The organism is Frigoribacterium sp. ACAM 257 (assembly GCF_007954365.1).
Classification (GTDB): domain Bacteria; phylum Actinomycetota; class Actinomycetes; order Actinomycetales; family Microbacteriaceae; genus Frigoribacterium.
Map to the genome: position 1 here is coordinate 319,436 of NZ_VOLO01000003.1, position 20,390 is coordinate 339,825.

At 72.1% G+C, this 20,390-nt stretch carries 15 protein-coding genes and 1 riboswitch; of the genes, 9 read left to right on the forward strand and 6 right to left on the reverse strand.

Annotated features, from left to right (window positions below; translation table 11 throughout):
• Positions 1–5 precede the first annotated feature (5 nt).
• The 3 genes from ES689_RS11330 to ES689_RS11340 all read right to left on the reverse strand — a co-directional run bounded on the left by ES689_RS11330 (position 6) and on the right by ES689_RS11340 (position 3,453).
• Positions 6–1,430, reverse strand: coding sequence for a glycosyltransferase (locus tag ES689_RS11330; protein WP_146904380.1), 1,425 nt, complete (start codon positions 1,428–1,430; stop codon positions 6–8).
• Positions 1,431–1,717: 287 nt separating this feature from the next.
• Positions 1,718–2,269 (reverse strand): YceI family protein, encoded by a 552-nt coding sequence (locus ES689_RS11335; protein WP_146904383.1) that lies wholly within the window; start codon positions 2,267–2,269, stop codon positions 1,718–1,720.
• A 179-nt stretch (positions 2,270–2,448) separates the two neighbouring features.
• A complete protein-coding gene (locus ES689_RS11340; RefSeq protein ID WP_146904386.1) occupies positions 2,449–3,453 on the reverse strand; it encodes an aldo/keto reductase family protein in 1,005 nt (334 codons plus the stop codon).
• 144 nt (positions 3,454–3,597) lie between these two features.
• Between ES689_RS11340 and ES689_RS11345 the strand changes: the two genes are divergently transcribed.
• The 7 genes from ES689_RS11345 to ES689_RS11375 all read left to right on the forward strand — a co-directional run bounded on the left by ES689_RS11345 (position 3,598) and on the right by ES689_RS11375 (position 11,676).
• Positions 3,598–4,146, forward strand: a complete 549-nt coding sequence (locus ES689_RS11345) for a GtrA family protein (protein ID WP_146904388.1) — start codon at positions 3,598–3,600, stop codon at positions 4,144–4,146.
• Between the two features lie 128 nt (positions 4,147–4,274).
• Complete coding sequence (locus ES689_RS11350) at positions 4,275–5,768, forward strand: glycosyltransferase (RefSeq protein WP_223269552.1); 1,494 nt, start codon at positions 4,275–4,277, stop codon at positions 5,766–5,768.
• Positions 5,765–7,768 (forward strand): glycosyltransferase family 39 protein, encoded by a 2,004-nt coding sequence (locus tag ES689_RS11355; protein ID WP_146904391.1) that lies wholly within the window; start codon positions 5,765–5,767, stop codon positions 7,766–7,768. The genes ES689_RS11350 and ES689_RS11355 overlap by 4 nt, the downstream gene beginning before the upstream one ends.
• A gap of 98 nt (positions 7,769–7,866) precedes the next feature.
• Positions 7,867–8,730, forward strand: coding sequence for a DUF4397 domain-containing protein (locus ES689_RS11360; RefSeq protein ID WP_146904393.1), 864 nt, complete (start codon positions 7,867–7,869; stop codon positions 8,728–8,730).
• A gap of 115 nt (positions 8,731–8,845) precedes the next feature.
• The gene (locus tag ES689_RS11365) at positions 8,846–10,024 is read left to right on the forward strand and encodes a glycosyl hydrolase family 8 (RefSeq protein WP_146904396.1); all 1,179 of its coding nucleotides are present in this window, start codon (positions 8,846–8,848) and stop codon (positions 10,022–10,024) included.
• A complete protein-coding gene (locus tag ES689_RS11370; protein ID WP_146904399.1) occupies positions 10,021–10,728 on the forward strand; it encodes a class F sortase in 708 nt (235 codons plus the stop codon). Before ES689_RS11365 ends, ES689_RS11370 begins: the two co-directional genes overlap by 4 nt.
• A gap of 141 nt (positions 10,729–10,869) precedes the next feature.
• Positions 10,870–11,676: a polyprenol monophosphomannose synthase gene (locus tag ES689_RS11375; protein WP_223269553.1), complete on the forward strand. Its 807-nt coding sequence runs from the start codon at positions 10,870–10,872 to the stop codon at positions 11,674–11,676.
• A 170-nt stretch (positions 11,677–11,846) separates the two neighbouring features.
• Here ES689_RS11375 and treZ read toward each other — a convergent pair whose 3' ends face one another.
• The 3 genes from treZ to glgX all read right to left on the reverse strand — a co-directional run bounded on the left by treZ (position 11,847) and on the right by glgX (position 18,330).
• Positions 11,847–13,604 (reverse strand): malto-oligosyltrehalose trehalohydrolase, encoded by a 1,758-nt coding sequence (treZ, locus tag ES689_RS11380; protein ID WP_146904401.1) that lies wholly within the window; start codon positions 13,602–13,604, stop codon positions 11,847–11,849.
• Positions 13,605–13,738: 134 nt separating this feature from the next.
• Positions 13,739–16,135: a malto-oligosyltrehalose synthase gene (gene treY / locus ES689_RS11385; RefSeq protein WP_146904404.1), complete on the reverse strand. Its 2,397-nt coding sequence runs from the start codon at positions 16,133–16,135 to the stop codon at positions 13,739–13,741.
• Positions 16,132–18,330 carry a glycogen debranching protein GlgX gene (glgX, locus tag ES689_RS11390; RefSeq protein WP_146904407.1) on the reverse strand — a complete coding sequence of 733 codons (2,199 nt, stop codon included), beginning with the start codon at positions 18,328–18,330 and terminating at the stop codon, positions 16,132–16,134. Before glgX ends, treY begins: the two co-directional genes overlap by 4 nt.
• Before the next feature lie 162 nt (positions 18,331–18,492).
• On the opposite strand from glgX, the gene ES689_RS11395 reads away from it, so the two are divergent.
• Positions 18,493–19,440, forward strand: a complete 948-nt coding sequence (locus ES689_RS11395) for an NAD(P)-dependent oxidoreductase (protein WP_223269554.1) — start codon at positions 18,493–18,495, stop codon at positions 19,438–19,440.
• Between the two features lie 154 nt (positions 19,441–19,594).
• Positions 19,595–19,705, forward strand: a riboswitch (TPP riboswitch).
• Positions 19,697–20,377: an ECF transporter S component gene (locus ES689_RS11400; RefSeq protein ID WP_146904413.1), complete on the forward strand. Its 681-nt coding sequence runs from the start codon at positions 19,697–19,699 to the stop codon at positions 20,375–20,377. It overlaps the preceding riboswitch by 9 nt.
• The last annotated feature ends 13 nt before the right edge of the window (positions 20,378–20,390 follow it).

Consider the following 20,390-nt stretch of genomic DNA (forward strand, 5'->3'; position numbering starts at 1 on the left):
GGCGGTCACCCCGTGAGAGACGTCGGGTCGGGGGCCGTCGGCTGGCGGACCTCGACGCTGGCCCTGGTGCCCCAGCCGACGTTCGCGAAGGTCGCCATGGCGTACCACCGCAGCACCCGCAACGCCGTGAGGCTCCAGATGCCCGCGAGCGGAGCGAGGCAGAGCGTGCGGAGCGTCTGGGCGCGCGTGCGGTCGCTGCGCTCGATCGTCGCGTAGCGAAGGGTGGTCAGCGAGTACAGGGCGACGGCGCCGAGGGCGGCGGAGCCGGCCGTCAGAGGGGTCGACAACCCGCCGGAGAGCACGACGACGAAGAATGTGGCGGTGACGGTCGTGTACATGAGCCACTTCGCCAGGTGCAGCCAGTACGCCGCGCGGTGCAGGGGCAGATGGCGCAGCCGCCAGCCCGACCGGATGAACGAACCGCGCATCCAGCGGAGCTGCTGCCGGAGGTGGTGGCCGAGCCTGTCCGGCATCAGCGTGAACGCGACGCAGTTCGACTGCTGCACGGCGGCCCCGCGTCGGAGGGCGAACAGCGTGAGCATGCTGTCGTCGGAGAAGTGCACGGGGCGGCCGAGGATGGTCTCGCCGAGGTAGGTCTCGACGTTGTCGCGGATGACGTCCGCCCTGTAGAGGGCGCAGCCGCCCGAGTTCACCATCACCGAGTCCAGTCGGGAGAAGGCGGCGCGCTCGAAGAGGTGCAGCGAGACGCAGAACACGTCGACGACCCGGGTCAGCAGGTTCTGTGCGACGTTCGTGGTGAGGATGACGGCGGCGACCGACTGCACCTGAGGATCGTCGAAGGCGACGAGCCCGTTCTCGAGGGCCCTGCCGTCGAGGATGCTGTCGCTGTCGACCGTCACGTAGACGTCGGCGTGCGGCTCGGCCTCGGCGCCGTGCACCTGCGCGCGGCGCTTGCCCCCGTTCGCCTGGCGGAGCCAGGTGGCCCGCACGCCGAGCTCGTCCGCCGCCAGGCGGAACCACGCCTCGACGGTCTCGTAGCCGCCGGTGGTCGAGCCGTCGTCGACCACGACGACGCCGTCGGGCAGACGGGTCTGGGCCAGGAAGCCGCGGAGGCAGGCGCGGAGGGCCGCGGGGTCCTCGTTGTAGCAGGGCACGAGCGCGACGACGTCCGGGTCGCCCGGCCGGCGGGGCACGGTGTCGGGCTGGGCCCGCGTCGACGTCGCGCGCGAGACGCGGTCGAGGCCGCGGGGGCGGTCGAACAGCCCCAGCACGATCTGGGCCCCGACGACGACGACGAGCAGGAGGAACACGACCGCGGGGGCGGAGGCGAGGCCGGTCCAGACCTGGACGCCGATGCTGAGGGCGACGACGACCGCCAGGAGCGCCGCCGTCCGGCGGGGGTAGCTCGACCACGAGACGACGTGGGGGAGCGGAGCCGAGTCGGTGCCCGAGCTCTCGCCGGGCCTCATCGTCGGCTCCGACGGCGCCAGGGCAGGCGGAGCAGGACGGCGGCGCCGAGCACGGCACCAGGGGCCGCGGCGATCATGAGCCACGAAGGAAGGTCGGTCACGGGCATCAAGAACTCCTCACACGGAATGTCGGATGTGAGGTGACACTAGCCGTCCTGAGCCCTCGACGTAACCCTCGGCGGGGATCCTGTCCCGTTGGCCGACGACGAGGGGCCCGCACCTGCTGGTGCAGATGCGGGCCCTCCGGTCACGAACGCGCCCAGGGCGCGTCGTGCGTGCTGCGTGGACTACGCGGCGTGGACGAACTGGATCTCGAGCGTGACGGTGACGTCGTTGCCGAGCGTGAAGCCGCCGGCCTCGATGGCCGCGTTCCAGCTGACGCCGAACTCGGTGCGGTCGATCTTGGTGGTGGCCGAGAAGCCGAGCTTGGTCTGGCCGTAGCCGTCGACGACGAGGCCGCCGAACTCGCTCTTGAGGGTGACGGGCTTGGTGACGCCGCGGAGGGTGAGGTCGCCGTGGACGAGGAACGAGTCGTCGCCCTTCTCCTCGATGCTGGTCGAGACGAAGGTCATCTTCGGGTGCTCCTCGGCGAGGAAGAAGTCGCCGGTCTGGAGGTGCCCGTCGCGGTCCTTCTGGTTGGTGTTGATCGACGCGACGTCGATGGACGCGGTGACCTTGCTGGCCGTGTGGTCCTCGTCGGTCACGAGCGACGCGTCGAACGACTCGAAGGAGCCCTTGACCTTGCTGATGGCGAGGTGACGGACGCTGAACGAGACCTCGCTGTGGGTGGGGTCGAGGTTCCAGGTGCCGGCGGGGATCTTCTCTGCGGTGATGGCCATGGTGTTCTCCTGCTGTTCTGTGGTCGGTTCGGTGGGCTGTTCGACGAGATCGAGATCGGTGACGTGTCACCGAAGGTCGGTACGAGTATATGCAAGCGCATCCTCTCGCGCGACATTCCCGATCTCCTGCAGGAGATCGGGAACGTCGTCCCGGAGATCGCGCGCGCGAGGCGAGCGGCTCAGGCCGGGCGCTGGGCCGGCGAGACCGTCTTCGCGGGGTCGTGCTCGGCGAGGTCGCCGAGGGCCTCGTCGATCTTGGTCATCACCTCGGCGGGCAGGGCGACGCCGGCAGCCTTGACGTTGTCGGCGACCTGCTCGGGCCGCGAGGCGCCGATGATCGCGGAGGCGACGTTGTCGTTCTGCAGCACCCACGCGATGGCGAGCTGGGCCATCGACAGCCCCAGGTCGGCGGCGATCGGCTCGAGCGAGGCGACCCCCGTGAGCACCTCGTCGGTCAGGAAGCGCTTGATGGTGTTCGCGCCGCCCTTCTCGTCGGTCGCCCGGCTGCCGGCGGGGAGCTCGGCACCCGGCTTGTACTTGCCGGTCAGGACGCCCTGCGCGACCGGGGACCAGACGATCTGGCCCAGGCCGTGCTGCTTGCTGGCGGGGACGACCTCCTGCTCGATGACGCGCCACAGCATCGAGTACTGCGGCTGGTTCGAGATGAGCTGCACCCCGAGCTTCTCGGCGAGGGCGTGGCCCGCGCGGATCTGCTCGGCGTTCCACTCGCTCACGCCGATGTAGAGCGCCTTGCCCTGGCGGACGACGTCGGCGAAGGCCTGCATCGTCTCCTCGAGCGGGGTCTCGCTGTCGTAGCGGTGCGCCTGGTACAGGTCGACGTAGTCGGTGCCGAGCCGCTTCAGGGAGCCGTCGATCGACTCCAGGATGTGCTTGCGGCTGAGGCCGGTGTCGTTGTGGCCGGCAGGGCCGGTCGGCCAGTACACCTTCGTGAAGATCTCGAGCGACTCGCGGCGCTCGCCGGCGAGCGCCGCTCCGAGCACCGTCTCGGCGCCCGTGTTCGCGTAGGCGTCGGCGGTGTCGAAGGTCGAGATGCCCGCGTCGAGGGCGGCACGGACGCACTGCGTCGCGACGTCGTTCTCGACCTGCGACGCGTGCGTCAGCCAGTTGCCGTAGGTGATCTCCGAGATCTTGAGACCGCTGTGTCCGAGGTATCTGAATTCCATGGGCTCACGCTACGCGCGTCCCGGGCGCGAGGCGAGCGACGGCCGGGACGGCTGTGTGAACAGCGCGTGACGCCAACCTGGCAACCAGCGCACAAGGACGTACCCCGGGCAAACCCCCTTCCGGGGGGCCCCCGAACCGGTGTCATGCCCGACGCTCCCGCCCTCGACGAGAGGCCGACCACCCGACCGGCCGACGCCCCCGACGTCGACCGCGCCGCCGCCTCTTCGGCGACGGCCTCCGTGCCCGCCCGCGCAGCCGTCTCGGTGCGCGTGGCGAGCCGCCTCCGCGAGCTCGCGACCTTCGGCTTCGTCGGCGGCATCGCCTTCGTCGTCGACGTGGGCGTCTACAACCTGCTGAGGCTCACGCTGCTCGACGACAAGCCGATCGGCGCGAAGGTCATCTCGGTGATCGTCGCGACGGCCGTCGCATGGCTCGGCAACCGCTACCTCACGTTCCGCGCCGACCGCGGCCGGGCCGTGCTCAAGGAGGCCGTCGTCTTCGGCCTCGTGAACGTCGGGGGGCTCGCCATCGCCTCCCTGTGCCTCTTCGTGTCGCACTACGTGCTCGGCCACACCAGCCAGCTCGCCGACAACATCGCGGCGAACGGGGTGGGGCTCGTGCTCGGCACGGCGTTCCGCTACGTGGCCTACCGCTGGTTCGTCTTCGCGCCGGCCACGGCCGACGCCCGCTGACCGCACCACCCGCATGACGCACCTGCACCATCCAGAACCACCAGAACCACCAGCAGGACCCGGCTCGCGGCACCCGACCGTCGTGATCCGGACACCATCGCCCACCCTCACCCGACAGGAGAACGACCGTGTCGACTGACCCGACGCACCCCGTGCACTCCCTGCTCGCCGCCGGCGAGCCGCAGCCCCTGCTGACGCCGCAGGCACCCACGAGCCCTGACCAGTTCGTGCCCAACCGCGGCACCACCTCCGGGGCGGGGGAGGCCCTCTCGGGCTTCTCGCTGCCCGACTGGAGCCCCTTCGAGTGGATCGGCTACTCGTCCCTCATCCTCGTCTCGCTGCTGCTGACCGCCGTCGCCGTCTCGACGCTGTGGTGGATGCTGCACGCCTGGCGCTCGAAGGACAACCTCGAGGGCAGCCAGTTCAGCTCCGACCCGCTCGACGCACGGCACTCGTTCACCCTGCTCGTCCCCGGACGGCACGAGGAGGAGGTCATGGGCCAGACCCTCGACCGCCTCGCGCTGCAGGACCACCCCGACTTCGAGATCATCGCGATCGTCGGCCACGACGACCCGGGCACCGAGCGCGTCGCCCGTGAGGCCGCGGCTCGTCACCCCGACCTGATCCGCGTGGTCGTCGACTCGAGCGTCCCCAAGAACAAGCCGAAGGCGCTGAACCTCGCGCTGCAGACCTCGCGGGGCGAGATCGTCGGCGTGTTCGACGCCGAGGACGAGGTCCACCCCCGCCTCCTCACGCTGGTCGACTCGCGCTTCAGCGAGACCGACGCCGACGTCGTCCAGGGCGGCGTGCAGCTGATGAACTTCCAGTCCAGCTGGTGGAGCCTCCGCAACGTGCTCGAGTACTACTTCTGGTTCCGCTCGCGCCTGCACTTCCACGCCAAGGAGAAGTTCATCCCCCTCGGCGGCAACACCGTCTTCGTGCGCAAGGACTGGCTCGACTGGTCCGCTGGCTGGGACGCCGAGTGCCTCGCCGAGGACTGCGAGCTGGGCGTCCGCCTGTCGAGCGCCGGCGCGAAGGTCGTCGTCGCCTACAGCCCCGAGGTCGTCACCCGCGAGGAGACGCCCGGCACGTTCGTCTCGTTGCTCAAGCAGCGCACGCGCTGGAACCAGGGCTTCATGCAGGTCTACGGCAAGGGCGAGTGGAAGAAGCTGCCGCGTCTGCGCCAGCGCCTGATGGCCCGCTACCTCCTGACGATGCCGTTCATCCAGGCGGCCACCGGCCTCCTGATCCCGATCTCCGTCATCCTGATCTTCACGATCAAGGTCCCGACGGCCATCGCGCTCGTCTCGTTCATCCCGCTGGCGCCGACCCTGGTGCTGCTGGCCGTCGAGTTCACCGGCCTCCGCGAGTTCGGCCGCACCTACGGGCAGAAGGTCAGGGCGCGCGACTACTTCCGCCTGATCTGGGGCCTCATCCCGTACCAGATATTCCTCGCCCTCGCCGCCGTGCGAGCCGTCTTCCGTCAGATCCGAGGCATGAACGCCTGGGAGAAGACGGAGCACACCGGGGCCCACCGCCCCGCCGAGACCCCCGCCCCGCAGGAGGCGCCCCGCGCCTCCCAGCAGGAGCCCGCCCTCGCCATGACCGGAGGTGACCGATGACCAGCACGCTGAACCGCCCCACGGCGGTCGACGACCGCATCGCCTCGGCGCCCCGTCGTCCCGTGACGGCGCCGGAGCAGACACCTGAGCGCTCGCCCGGGTGGCTCCGCCGCCACGGCGCCGGCCTCGTCTGGCTGTTGCCCTTGATGGCGATCGCCGCCGTCGTGCAGGCCTTCAACATGGCCGGCTCGCCGCAGCGCATCGACGACGAGGGCACGTACACGGCCCAGGCCTGGGCCGTCCAGAACCTCGGCGAGCTCGCCCACTACACCTACTGGTACGACCACCCCCCGGTCGGCTGGCTGCAGATCTCGGCCTACACGGCCCTGACCGGTGCCTTCGAGCGCTACGACGTCGCGGTGCTGGCAGGCCGCGAGGCGATGCTCGCCTTCACCGTCGTCGCCGTCGCCCTGCTCTGGCTGCTGGCCCGCAAGCTCGGCCTCAGCCGCCCCGCCGCCGCCGTCGCCGGACTCGTGTTCGCGGTCTCGCCCCTGGCCCTGCAGTTCCACCGCACGGTCTACCTCGACAACGTGGCCACCCCCTGGCTGCTCGCCGCGTTCGTCTTCGCGCTGAGCAAGCGCTACCAGCTCGCCGGCTTCGCCGCCGCCTCCGTGTCGTTCGGCATCGCGGTGCTCTCGAAGGAGACGTACCTGCTCGCCCTGCCGTTCCTGGCCTGGATGATGTGGCGCGGCGCCGACAGGTCGACCCGCCGCTACACGCTCTCGATCGCGGGCAGCCTGCTCGTGCTCGTCGGCCTCGCCTACGTCGCGCTCGCCGCGGTCAAGGGCGAGCTGCTGCCGGGAGCCGGCCGGGTCAGCCTGCTCGAGGGCGTCCAGTTCCAGCTGGCGACCCGCGAGGCCAGCGGGTCGGTGTTCGACACCGGCAGCCTGTTCTTCGCGACGGTGTCGCAGTGGTGGCAGCTCGACCAGGTGCTGATCGTGGTCGGGACCCTCGCCTCCGTCGTCGGCCTGTTCATGAAGAGGGTCCGGCCGATCGCCGTGATGATGGTCTTCCTGATCGCCTTCATGTTCCGTCCCGGCGGCTACCTGCCGGTGCCGTACGTGATCATGCTGCTGCCGTTCGCGGCGCTGTTGATCGCCGCGGTCACCGACGCAGCCGTGAAGTCGGTGCGGGCACGCCGCGCCGGCGCCGTCTCGACGGCCGCGGTCCGCACGGGGTCCGTCACCTGGATCGCGCTCACCGTCGCCGCCGTGGTGGCGCTGGTCCCCCTCTGGGCCGTCCAGCTGCGCGGGTTCCTCGACTCGGACCTCGACGCGCCGATGCGCAACGCCGAGACCTGGGTCGAGACCAACGTCCCGAAGGACAGCCGCCTCCTCGTCGACGACGCGGTCTGGGTCGACCTGGTCCGCGCCGGCTTCGCCCGCGACAACGTCATCTGGTTCTACAAGATCGACACCGACGGCGCCGTCCAAGCGCAGTCGCCCAACGGCTGGCGCGACTCGGACTACCTGTTCGAGACCGAGTCGGTCCGGACCTCGGGAGCGGGCTCGCCCGACGTGCGGTCGGCACTCGAGAGCTCGACCGTCGTCGCCTCCTTCGGCGAGGGCGACCAGCAGGTGAACGTCCGACGGATCGACAGCGACGGCGCCGCCGAGGCGCAGCGCTCCGCGGACGCCGCAGCCTCCGCGCGGTCCGCCGCCGGTGCCGAGCTCGCCGAGAACCCGTCGCTGCAGGTGTCCAGCACCTTCGACCAGGCCCTCCGTGACGGTCGTCTCGACCCCCGCGCGCTGATCGTCCTCGGTCAGCTCGCCGCGGTGGCCCCGATCTCGGTCGCGGACCCGGCAGCCCTGCCGGGCGAGCAAGAGGCCGTGTTCCGGCAGTTCGACGTCACGCCGCAGGGCGGCGAGACCGTCGCGCAGCTCGACACGCTCCTCCGGGGCCTCGGCGACACCTACGAGCCGGCCTCGATCGAGCCCCTCGGAGACGGCCTCCGCATCACGTTCTCCGCCGTCGCCCCGTCGGGCGTCCTGTCCGACTGACCACCTCGCCGGGGGTCGTGCAGACGACCCCCGGCACCCCTCCTCCCCGCCGTCGCGCCCCTCCGGACGCGGCACCCGAACGGAAAGGAACCAACCCCATGGCTTCACTCCACAGCAGCAGCACCGCACGCACCGCCGACACGACCACCACCCCGAGGCGGCGTCTCGTGACCGTCCTCGCGCTGACCGCGGCGACCGGCGTCGCCCTCGCCGGCTCGCTCGTCGGCGCCTCGCCCGCGCACGCCGCCGACGGCGACGGCTGGGTCCGGGTCGGCCACCTCTCGCCCGACACGAAGTCGGTCGACGTGACCCTCACCTCCCTCGCCGGTGGTCAGGTCGTCATGGACCTCGACGACGTCACGTTCGGCCAGGTCAGCCCGTACCAGGCGCTGACGCCCGGCACCTACGTCGTCTCGATGACCGCCGCCGACGCACCAGCCGACAGCAAGCCGGTCATCACGACCAACGTCACGGTCGACAGCGGCCAGCCGATCACGGCCCTCGCCTACGGCCCCAACGACGACCTCGAGACCCGCGTCGTGAAGGACGACCTCACCCCGCCCACGGACGGCCAGGCCAAGGTGCGCCTGTTCCAGGCCGCGACCGTCAGCAAGACCGTCTCGGTCGAGACGACGACGGGCACGACCATCGCGGACGAGGCGAGCTTCGGCAGCGCCAGCGGCTACGCCGAGGTCGCGGCCGGCCCCTGGAGCCTCGACCTGACCGGTCAGAAGGTCACCGGGACGAGCGACGTCGACCTCGCCGCCGGCAGCATCAACACGCTGTTCGTGCTCGACAACTCCACCGGCGGCCTGACCGTCGTGCCGGTCGTCGACAGCGCGGCCACGGCGCAGGCCCCCGTGGGCGGCGTCCAGACCGGCGGCGGCTACCTCGCCGAGCACCCCGTGAAGGACGAGCCCGCCGGTTTCTGGGCCACCGTCCGCAGCTGGTTCGGGGCCTGAGATCCCGAGGAGGCGCGGTGGGCGACCACCGGCGCCGCGCCTCCTCGGGACCCGCCCGCAGCACCCCGCACGGGCAACGACCCGTGAGCACCACCGAGACCCTCAGAGGAACGACATGACGAAGAAGACGAAGGCACTGCTCGCCGCAGTGGTCGTCGCGGCCGTGGCCGTGACCGCCGGCATCGCCCTCCTCGTCGTCGGAGCACCCGGCGGCGCCCCCGACCGCACCGCCGGGGGGCCTGCCGAGAGCAGCGACCCCGGCACCGGCGACAGCACTCCCGACGCCCGCACCGCCACCCAGATCGGCGAGGACTTCCTCGCCGAGTGGGTGGACGACGACGGCCGTGTCGTCCGTCGCGACCAGGGCGACGACACCGTCAGCGAGGGACAGGCCTACGGCATGCTCGTCGCGGCGGCCGTGGGCGACGAGGACCGCTTCGCCGCCATCTGGGACTGGACGAAGGAGGAGCTGGTCCGGCAGGACGGACTGCTCGCCTGGCGCTGGGCCGACGGGGCCGTCGTCGACGACATGCCCGCCAGCGACGCCGACGTCGACGCCGCCAGGGCGCTCGTGCTCGCCGGCGCCGCGTTCGACCGACCCACCTGGACCGCCGAGGGAGTCCAGCTCGGAACGCACGTGCTCGACGAGATGACCGCGAGCACCGACGTGGGACGCATCCTGCTCCCCGGCCCGTGGGCCGCCGGCTCCGGGCCCTGGTCGTACAACCCCTCCTACGCCGCGCCGGCCGCGTTCGCGCAGCTCGGCGAGGCCAGCGGCGACCCCCGCTGGGCCGAGCTCGAACAGGGCTCCCGCGCGATCACGACGAACGTGCTGACCGCCACGGCCCTGCCGAGCGACTGGGCGCAGGTGCAGCAGGACGGCACCGTCGTCCCCCTGCCGAGCGCCGACGGCTCGTCGGGCACGGTCCAGTACAGCTACGACGCCGGTCGGCTCGCCCTGCGGTACGCCGAGTCGTGCGACCCGGTCGACGTCGCGCTGGCCGCCCGGCTCGCGCCCGTTCTGCAGCGCTACCCCGACCTGCCGATGCAGCTCGACCTGGGCGGCCAGGAGGCGGGCCAGGACCAGAGCCCGCTCGCCTACGCCGCCCGTGCCGCCGCGCTCGCCAGCGCGGGGGAGCCCGACGCCGCCACGGCGGACCTCGGTCGTGCCGACGCGCTGGCGCAGTCGACGCCCACCTACTACGGCTCCGCCTGGGCGGCGCTCGCCGCCCTCCAGCTCGACGGCGAGGGCTCGGCCCTCGGCGCCTGCTCGCCCCTGGCGGTGTCCCGATGAGCGTCTCGCAGCTCGTCTCGTCGCACCGGCGAGCCGCGATCGCGCTCGGCGCGGCCGTGCTGCTGCTCGCCGGGGGCGCGACCGTCGCCGCCGTCGCGGCGCAGCCCGACGGGGGCGGGGCCGGCGCCGACGCGCAGGGCCCGGCCTCGACCACAGCGTCGTCGTCGTCCGCCTCGCCGAGTGCTGACCCCGGCAGCGGGGCCGCGGGCTCGTTCCAGGACCCGGCGGCGCAGTCGTACACCGCGCCTCCTGCGGGGGCGACTCCCGAGCGGGTGCAGATCCCCTCGATCGGAGTCGACTCCGGTCTCGAGGACCTCGGCCTCGGCGCCGCCGGAGAGCTCGACCCGCCCCAGGCGTGGGAGTCGGCCGGCTGGTACCGCGACGGCACCGTGCCCGGCGCCGTCGGCCCGGCCGTCATCGCCGGCCACGTCGACTCGGGCAGCGGACCCGCCGTCTTCGTCGACCTGGCGAAGCTGGCGGTCGGCGACGAGGTCCAGGTCACCCTGTCGACCGGCACGGTCGAGACGTTCCGCGTCACCGGCAGCGAGCGGACGCCCAAGGCGACGTTCCCCACCAGCGACGTGTACGGCTCGACGCCGACCCCGAGCCTGCGGCTGATCACCTGCGACGGCACCTTCGACCGCTCGACCGGGCACTACGTCGACAACCTCATCGTGTTCGCCGACCTCGTGTCGACGAGCTGACGCTCCGCACAGCCCGACACAGCCTCGCGCCGCGTCCGCACGGCGCGACGGCCGACGCACCCGACGCGCCCGGCCCGCCCCGCACCTCCTCACCCGACCCGCACCGCCCTTCTCTCCGCCCCGACCGGAAAGGACCACCCCGTGAACGACGCGCTCGTGATCATCCCCACCTACGACGAGAGGGAGAACCTCGACATGATCGTCAGCCGGACCCTCGCGTCCGGCGCCGCCGTCGACGTGCTCGTCGTCGACGACGGCTCGCCCGACGGCACCGGCGACCTCGCCGACAACTGGGCCGCCCGCGAGCCGCGCGTCCACGTGATGCACCGCACCGAGAAGGCGGGCCTCGGCGCCGCCTACCTCGCCGGCTTCGCCTGGGGCCTCGAGCGCGGCTACGACGCGATCGTCGAGATGGACGCGGACGGCTCGCACCACCCCGAGGACCTGCCCCGCATGCTCGGACTCCTCGCCGACGACGACCTCGTGCTCGGCTCGCGCTGGGTGCCGGGCGGCGAGGTCGAGAACTGGCCGCTGCGCCGCGAGCTGCTCAGCCGCGGCGGCAGCTGGTACACCCGGGGCGCCCTCGGGATCCGCGTGGCCGACACGACGGGCGGATTCCGGGCGTTCCGCGCCTCGGCCCTCCGTCGCATCGACCTCGACGCCGTCGAGTCGCGAGGGTACTGCTTCCAGGTCGACCTGCTCTGGCGCGCCCTCGAGGCGGGCCTCCGGGTCGTCGAGACTCCGATCACGTTCACCGAGCGCGTCCACGGCGCCTCGAAGATGAGCGGCTCGATCGTCAGGGAGTCGCTGACCAAGGTGACCCTCTGGGGTCTCCGCCGGCGAGGGCGTGCCTTCGTCGAGCTGGTCGTGCGACACCGTCGCCTGCCGAGCGTCCGCGCGACGTCGCACCGGGTCGGGCCCGTCGTGCGCCGCGCGCAGGCGCGCTAGCAGGGAGGCGGCACCGTCCGCACGGCAGGGGTGGTCAGCCCCGGCCGTGCGGACGTCGTCAACAACGTCGAGGGCGGGTCACCGTGCTCGAGGGCGGGTCGTTCACGACCTGCCCTCGGCGCAGGCGACCCGCCCTCGGCCGTTCCGAGTGTGCGGGGCGTGCCGAGCGGCTAGCGGACCACGGCGACCGAGTGCGGGGGCAGCACAAGCTCGGCGCCGGCCGCGATCGAGTCGTCGTTGGCGAACAGCACGGAGGAGGCGCGCACGCCGGGCCGCGCCTCCTGCGTCCCGAAGTTGGCGGCCACCCGGATCGTGCCCCGGGTCATCACGAACCAGCCGGCCTCGGCGTCGTGCTCGACCGAGGTGAGACCGAGGCGCGGGTCGGTGAGCTCGGGCTCGGCACGGCGCAGCGCCGTGAGCTGCTGGTAGGCGTCGAGCAGCAGGGCGTGGCGCCCGCGCCCGAGTTCCGACCAGTCGAGCTTCGAGTCCTCGAACGTCTGCGGGTCCTGCGGGTCGGGCACGACGGACTCGTCCCATCCCGACTTCGCGAACTCGGCGATGCGGCCCTTCGCCGTGGCCTCGCCGAGCTCCTTCTCCGGGTGCGACGTGAAGAACTGCCACGGGGTCGACGCGCCCCACTCCTCGCCCATGAAGAGCATCGGCGTGTACGGCGAGGTGAGGGTCAGCGCCGCGGCGATCTGCAGCTGCCCGTCGTCGAGGGTCGCCGCGAGGCGGTCGCCGACGGCGCGGTTGCCGATCTGGTCGTGGTTCTGGTTCGCGACGACGAGGCGCCAGGCGGGCATGTGCCGGACGTCGACCGGCCGGCCGTGGTCGGCCTCGCGGAACGACGACCAGGTGCCGTCGTGGAAGAACCCCTTCGTGACGACCTTCGCGAGCGAGTCGAGCGACGCGAAGTCGGCGTACCAGCTGTTCGTCTCGCCGGTCAGGGCGACGTGCAGCGCGTGGTGGAAGTCGTCGCTCCACTGCCCGTCGAGCCCGTAGCCCTGGCGGTGGTCGGGCCCGAAGCCGCCGCCGTCGCGGGGCGTGACGAGCGTCGCGTCGTTCAGGTCGCTCTCGGCGATCAGGGTCAGCGGGCGGCTCAGGTGGGCGCTGAGGGCGGCGGTGCGCTCGCCCATCTCCTGCAGCAGGTGCACGGGACTGTCGTCGACGAGCGCGTGCACGGCGTCGAGCCGCAGGGCGTCGACGTGGAACCGCTCGAACCACATCAGCGCGTTGTCGAGGATGAACTCGCGCACCTCGTGCGAGCCGTCGTCGTCGAGGTTGACGTTGTCGCCCCACGTGTTGGCGTGCTTGCTTGACAGGTACGGGCCGAACACGGGCAGGTAGTTGCCCGAGGGGCCGAGGTGGTTGTAGACGACGTCCTGCACGACGCCGAGCCCGGCGGCGTGGGCGGCGTCGACGAAGCGCTGGTAGGCGTCGGGTCCGCCGTAGTTGTCGGTCACCGTGAACCAGTCGACCCCGTCGTAGCCCCAGTTCCAGCGGCCGTTGACGCCGTTGACGGGCAGCAGCTCGACGAGGTCGACGCCGAGCTCGACCAGGTGCGGCAGCTTCGCGATCGCCGAGTCGAGGGTGCCGTCCGGCGTGAAGGTGCCGACGTGCAGCTCGTAGATCACCGCGCCGGCGAGCTGACGACCCGTCCAGGAGGCGTCGGTCCAGTCGAACGAGTCGCCGTCCCAGGTCTCGCTGAGGCCGTGCACCCCGTCGGGCTGGCGCCGCGACCGCGGGTCGGGCAGCGGCGTCTCGCCGTCGTCGACGAGGAACCCGTAGCGGTGGCCGGGGGAGCGGTCGAGGTCGGCCGGCGCGCGCCACCACCCGGTGGAGGCGTCGTGCTCGAGCGGCAGCACGTCGCCGTCGAGGTGCAGCTGCACGGTGGTCGCGGTGGGTGCCCAGACGTCGTAGACGCTCATCGGTCTCCTCGGGAGGTGTGGTGGTCGGGAAGGTGCAGGTGGTCGGGTGGCCGCGGGCAGGACGACGAACCGCCGACCCGCAGGGGGTCGACGGTAGTCGTGCGGAGGGGCGCTGTTCCCGCCCTGCGGCGTCCTTACTGCTCTTCCGCAGGGACGAGCAGCGCGACGGGGTACGTGTCGAGCACGTCGGCGAGGCGGAGGCGCCCGCCCTCGTGCACGCGCCCGGTGAGCACCTCGCGCCAGCGGCGGCCCTGGACGAGGACGACGGTGTCGCCCCAGCCCCCGGCCTGCTCGAGGGCGACGGGCAGGCGCGTCGCGATGGTCAGTGCGCCGCCGCGGTCGGCGGCCACGGCCGAGTCGGCCTGGTCGCCGAACACCGGCAGGGCGCCGTAGCGCGTGAACAGCTCCGGGCGGTCGCGGCGCAGAGTCAGGGCCCGGTGCGTGACGAGCAGCTTCGCCGCGCCCGTCTCGTCGACCGGCGGCGTCTCGCCGGCCGCGACCTGGTCGAGGAGGCGGCGGCGCAGCCCGAAGTCGACCTCGCGACGGTTGTCCGGGTCGACGAGCGAGTGGTCCCACAGCTCGCCGCCCTGGTACACGTCGGGGCTGCCGGGGCCGGTCAGCTGCAGCAGCGCGAGGCCGAGCGAGTTGCTGCGGCCGGGGGCGCGGACGACGTCGACGATCCTCTCGATCTCGTGCCGCACCTCCTCGTGGTCGAAGACGGCGTCGATCGCCGCGTGCATGCGCTCCTCGAAGGCCTCGGCGTCGGCGGTGCGGTCGGTCCACGTGGTCGAGGTGCTCGCCTCGCGGCTCGCCTTCTCGGCGTAGTCGTGCAGGCGCTGACGCGAGGCGGGCCAGGCACCGACGACGCTCTGCCAGAGGATGTTCTCGAACGGACCGTCGCCGATCGGGGCGAGGTCGCGGAGGCGCTCGAGCGTCGCCGTCCACTCGTCGCCGATCTCGGAGAGCACGGTGATGCGCGAGCGTACGTCGGCGCTGCGCTTCGTGTCGTGCGTCGACAGGGTCGTCATGCCGTACGGACGCTCGGCGAGGCGGGCCTGCTGCCGAGCGTGGAACTCGGCGGGCGTCAGCGAGAACTCCGCGGGGTCGGCCCCGACCTCGGTGAGGGTCGCGAGTCGGCTGTAGCGGTAGAACGCCGTGTCCTCGACGCCCTTGGCCATGACCATGCCGCTCGTCTGCTGGAAGCGGACGGCGGCCGGGTGCGCCTCGTCGGCGAGGACGACGACGACGCGGGCGATGACGTCCGCGAGGTCGGGACGGCTCTCGGTCGCGACCTCGGCCGCGCGCGCGAGCTGGTCGGCGCCCTGCGGGAGGTAGCTGCGGTAGACGGGGAACGCCGCGGCGAGCTCGGCGAGGGCGTCGACGACGGTCTCGTCCGCGCGTCCGTCGTCCGAGACCAGGCGGGCCAGGCGACGGATCTCGCTGCCGAGGATGCCGTCCGCGATGCCGCGCTTGGTGCCGAGGATCATCCGGTGCCAGTCGACCGCCTCGTCCGACGCGCGGGCGTCCCCGTCCGCGGGGGAGTGCGCGCCGTCGTCGTCGGCGCGGAGGCGCGAGTCGAGGCCGTCGAGCGCGGCGGCGCCGCGGGGGTCGACGAAGACCCGGTCGAGGTCGGCCAGGGCGTCGTAGCCGGTGGTGCCGTCCGTCGCCCAGTTCTCGGGGAGGCGCTCGTCGCCCTCGAGGATCTTCTCGACGAGCACGTGGGCGCCGCCGGTCAGGGCGGAGAGCCGGTCGAGGTATCCGCCCGGGTCGGCGAGGCCGTCCGGGTGATCGACGCGGAGCCCGTCGACGAGGCCCTCGCGGAACCAGCGTCCGATCTCGGCGTGCGACTCGTCGAACACCCAGCCTTCCTCGACGCGGATCCCGGCGAGGGTGTTCACCGCGAAGAAGCGGCGGTAGTTGAGGTCGGTGTCGGCGCGCTTCCAGTGCACGAGCTCGTACGACTGGCGGGCGTGCACGGCGGCCGCGTCGGCCGGGCCGTCCGCGGCGTCGCCGAGGGTGCCGGGAGCGATCGGGTAGACGTTGTCGTAGTAGTGGAGCTCGCCGTCAGCGACCTCGAGGCCCTCGATCCCACCGTCGGCGCCGGCGGGCTCGCCCAGCACGGGCAGCAGCACCTTGCCGCCGCCGGCCGCCCAGTCGACGTCGAAGGCGTCGGCGTACTTGCTCTCGCGGCCGTGGGTGAGGAGGTCCCACCACCAGGTGCTCGCCTTCGGGGTCGCGACGCCGACGTGGTTCGGCACGATGTCGACGAGCACGCCGAGGTCGGCGCCGTGGGCCTTGTCGGACAGGGCGTCGAGGCCGGCCGCGCCGCCGCGGTCAGGGTCGACCCGGCCGTGGTCGACGACGTCGTAGCCGTGGTCGCTGCCGGGCTCGGCCTCGAGCACGGGCGACAGGTAGACCCAGTCGGCGCCGAGGTCGCGCAGGTACTGCACCTGGTCGGCCGCGGCGAACAGGTCGAAGCCCGCCCTGATCTGCAGCCGGTAGGTGGATCGGGGGTGGTCGTGTCGGGTCACGCGTGCTCCTCGGCCGTGGCTCGGAGGACGACGAGGGAACGGCCCGCCACGGGGAGCCGGTCGCCGGCGAGCAGCGCGGCAGGGACCTGCGGCGTGCTGGGGGGCTGGGTGGTGGTCGCCGCGCGCGTCGCGGTCGGCGTGCGCGGGGCCGACTGGGCCGGGGGCGGGGGTGCGGCGACCGTGCTGTCGACCACCACCTCCCAGCCCTCGGCGTACTCGTCGGGCGGCAGGACGAACGTGACCGTCTCGGCGCTCGCGTTGAAGTACAGGACGAAGTTCACGTCGGTGATGCGGCCGCCGCGCTGGTCGCGCCCGCGGATGCCGTCGCCGTTGAGGAACATGCCGATCGCCTTGGCGTACGACTCGTTCCACTCGCCCTCCTGCATGGCGTCGCCCTCGGGCGTCAGCCAGACGATGTCGGGCAGCGGCTCGCCCTCGCCGCGCGTCACGGGGCGCCCGTTGAAGTAGCGCTGACGACGGAACGTGGGGTGGTCGTGGCGCAGCTTGATCACCTCGGCGACGAACTCGACGAGCTCCCTGTCGGCCGCCTCCCAGTCGATCCAGCTGATCGCGTTGTCCTGGGCGTACGTGTTGTTGTTGCCGCGCTGGGTGCGGCCGAGCTCGTCGCCGTGCAGCAGCATCGGCACGCCCTGGCTGAGCAGCAGGGTCGCGAGGAAGCTGCGCTGGCGCTGCTCGCGGAGCGCCCGCACCTGTGGGTCGTCGGTCTCGCCCTCGACGCCGCTGTTCCACGAGCGGTTGTGGCTCTCGCCGTCGGCGCCGCCCTCGCCGTTGGCGTCGTTCACCTTGTCGTTGTAGCTGACGAGGTCGCGCATGGTGAAGCCGTCGTGGGCGGTCACGAAGTTGATGCTCGCGACCGGACGGCGGCCGTCCCGCTCGTAGAGGTCGGCCGACCCGGTGATGCGGCTGGCGAACTCGCCGAGGGTCGAGGGCTCGCCGCGCCAGAAGTCGCGGACGGTGTCGCGGTACTTGCCGTTCCACTCCGTCCACTGCGGCGGGAAGTTGCCGACCTGGTAGCCGCCCGGCCCGACGTCCCACGGCTCGGCGATCAGCTTGACCTGCGAGACGATCGGGTCCTGCTGCACGAGCTCGAAGAAGGTCGACAGCCGGTCGACCTCGTAGAACTCGCGGGCGAGGGAGGCGGCGAGGTCGAAGCGGAAGCCGTCGACGTGCATCTCGGTCACCCAGTACCGCAGGCTGTCCATGATCAGCTGCAGCGAGTGCGGGTGGCGGACGTTCAGGCTGTTGCCGGTGCCCGTGTAGTCCATGTAGTGCTTGGCGTCGCCGTCCATCAGCCGGTAGTAGGCGGCGTTGTCGATGCCCTTGAACGACAGGGTCGGCCCCAGGTGGTTGCCCTCGGCCGTGTGGTTGTAGACGACGTCGATGATGACCTCGATGCCGGCGGCGTGCAGCACCCGCACCATCGTCTTGAACTCCTGCACCTGCTGGCCGATGTCGCCCGTGGCCGAGTAGGCGGCGTGCGGCGCGAAGAAGCCGATGGTGTTGTAGCCCCAGTAGTTGCTGAGGCCCTTCTCGAGCAGCGTGTTGTCCTGCACGAACTGGTGCACGGGCATCAGCTCGAGGGTCGTGATGCCGAGCTTCTTGAGGTGCTCGATGATCGCCGGGTGGGCGACGCCGGCGTAGGTGCCTCGCTCGTCCTCCGGGATGTCGGGGTGCGTCTCGGTGAGCCCCTTGACGTGGGCCTCGTAGATGACGGTCTCGTCGTAGCTGTACTTCGGGGGGCGGTCGCCCTGCCAGTCGAAGAACGGGTTGATGACGACGCCCAGCATCATGTGCGGGCCGCTGTCGTCGTCGTTGCGCGAGTCGGGGTCGCCGAAGTGGTACGCGAACAACGACTCGTCCCAGTCGATCTCGCCGCAGGTCGCCTTGGCGTACGGGTCGAGCAGCAGCTTCGCGGGGTTGGCCCGCGAGCCCGTCGCGGGGTCGTAGTCGCCGTGCACGCGGTAGCCGTACTTCTGGCCGGGCTGCACCGTCGGCAGGTAGGCGTGCCAGACGTACGCGTCGACCTCGGTGAGGGGCACGCGCGTCTCGGCGCCGTCGGCGTCGAAGAGGCAGAGCTCGACCGTGCTGGCCGCCTCGCTGAAGATCGCGAAGTTGGTGCCGCTGCCGTCGTAGGTGGCGCCGAGCGGGTAGGGGTTGCCTGGCCAGGTGTGCAATCGGACCTCCGGGTCGTGGACCACGTCAGCCTACGGGCAGCGGGCGCACCGGGGCCGCCGCGCCTAGCGTCGGGGCATGACGACCGCAGCGCTGCCGACGACGGCAGCTGTCCTCGATCCCCGCCCGCGCCTCCTCGGGGCGGTGTCGTCGTGAGGGTCGTCGTGATCGGCGCGACCGGCCACGTCGGGGGCTACCTCGTGCCTCGCCTGGTGCTCGCCGGGCACGACGTCGTCGCCGTGTCGCGCGGCACCTCGGCTCCCTACCGCGAGCACGCCGCCTGGGCGAGCGTCGAGCGGGTGCAGCTCGACCGCGACGCCGGCGACGCCGACGGCTCGTTCGGCCGGGCGATCGCCGACCTGCGCGCCGACGTCGTCGTCGACCTGATCTGCTTCACGCCCGCCTCCGCGCTCTCGCTCGTCGAGGCGCTGCGGGGCAGCGGCACGGTGCTGCTGCACTGCGGCACCATCTGGGTGCACGGCCCGTCGGCCGAGGTGCCGGTGACCGAGGAGGCGCGGCGCACGCCGTTCGGCGAGTACGGCACGCAGAAGGCCGAGATCGAGCGCCTGCTGCTCGCCGAGACGCGACGGCCCGGCGGCGTGCAGAGCGCCGTGCTGCACCCCGGGCACATCACCGGCCCCGGCTGGCCGATGATCAACGCCGTCGGCAACCTCGACCTCGACGTGTGGGAGGCGCTCGCCGCGGGCCGCGAGGTCGTCATGCCGGGGCTCGGGCTCGAGACGGTCCACCACGTGCACGCCGACGACGTGGCGCAGGCGTTCCAGCGGGCTGTCGAGCGTCCGGCGCAGGCCGTGGGGGAGTCGTTCCACGTCGTCAGCGAGCGGGCGGTGACCCTGCGCGGCCTCGCCGAGCAGATCGCCCGTGCCTTCGGGCAGGAGGCGCACCTCACGTTCGCCTCGTTCGAGGAGTTCCGAGCGCAGCGCAGTCCCGAGTCGGCCGACGCGTCCTGGGAGCACCTGTCGCGCAGCCACTCGATGAGCATCGACAAGGCGCGGCGGCTGCTCGGCTACGCGCCGCGGTGGACGTCGGTCGAGGCCATCGTCGAGGGCCTCGAGTGGCTGCGAGCCGACGGCCAGCTCACCCTCGCGTGACCTGCCTCCTCATTCAGGAAGATCGCGCCTGATCCCTGTAGCGGAGGCGCCGATCGTCCTGAACCGTGCACAGCTCAGGAGGCGCCAGCGCTGTCTTCCTGATCTGTGACGGAAGCCCGTCCGTGCGGCCGGACCGCAGCGGCGCTAGGATCGGCGGCACACACACGGGAGTCCGGTGATCCGGGCTGAGAGGAAGCGATCCACGCTTCGACCGTCGAACCTGATCTGGATCATGCCAGCGCAGGGAGGAGAGAACATGTCTGTTTCCGTGTCCGCGAACGAGGCTCAGCCCGGCCGCCAGGATCGCCCCGTCGCCGCTTCGGGGTCGCAGGAGTCGCCGCGGAGGTCGCCGGGGCCGTCGCGTCGCTGGCGCGTCGTCGACATCGTCGTCGCCAGCGTGATCGGCGTCGCGTGCGGCGTCGTCTTCTGGGCCTGGGGCCTCGCGTGGGAGCCGCTCAGCAACCTGCTCGCCTTCACGCCGGGCCTCTCGGGCCTGCTCTCGGGCGGCTGGCTCTTCGCCGGCGTGCTCGGCGGGCTGATCATCCGCAAACCGGGCGCCGCCGTCTACACGGAGGTGATGGCCGCCGTCGTGTCGATGCTGATCGGCACGCAGTGGGGCTTCTCCACGCTGATCTGGGGCGTCGTCGAGGGCCTCGGCGCCGAGCTCGTCTTCGCTGCATTCCTCTACTCGTCCTTCCGTCTCCACGTCGCCCTGCTCGCCGGTGCCGGCGCGGGCGTCGCCGTCGCCCTGCTCGACACGTCGTTCTCGTCGATCGCCGCTACCGCGATCGAGTTCAAGGTCGTCTACGGCATCAGCGCGGTCGTCTCCGGGGTCGTCCTGGCCGGGCTGCTCTCCTGGCTCGCCGCTCGGGGGCTCGCCCGCACCGGCGCGCTCAGCCGCTTCGCCTCCGGCCGGTCGGCCGAGGCGCGCGTCTGACCCGCGCGGCCTC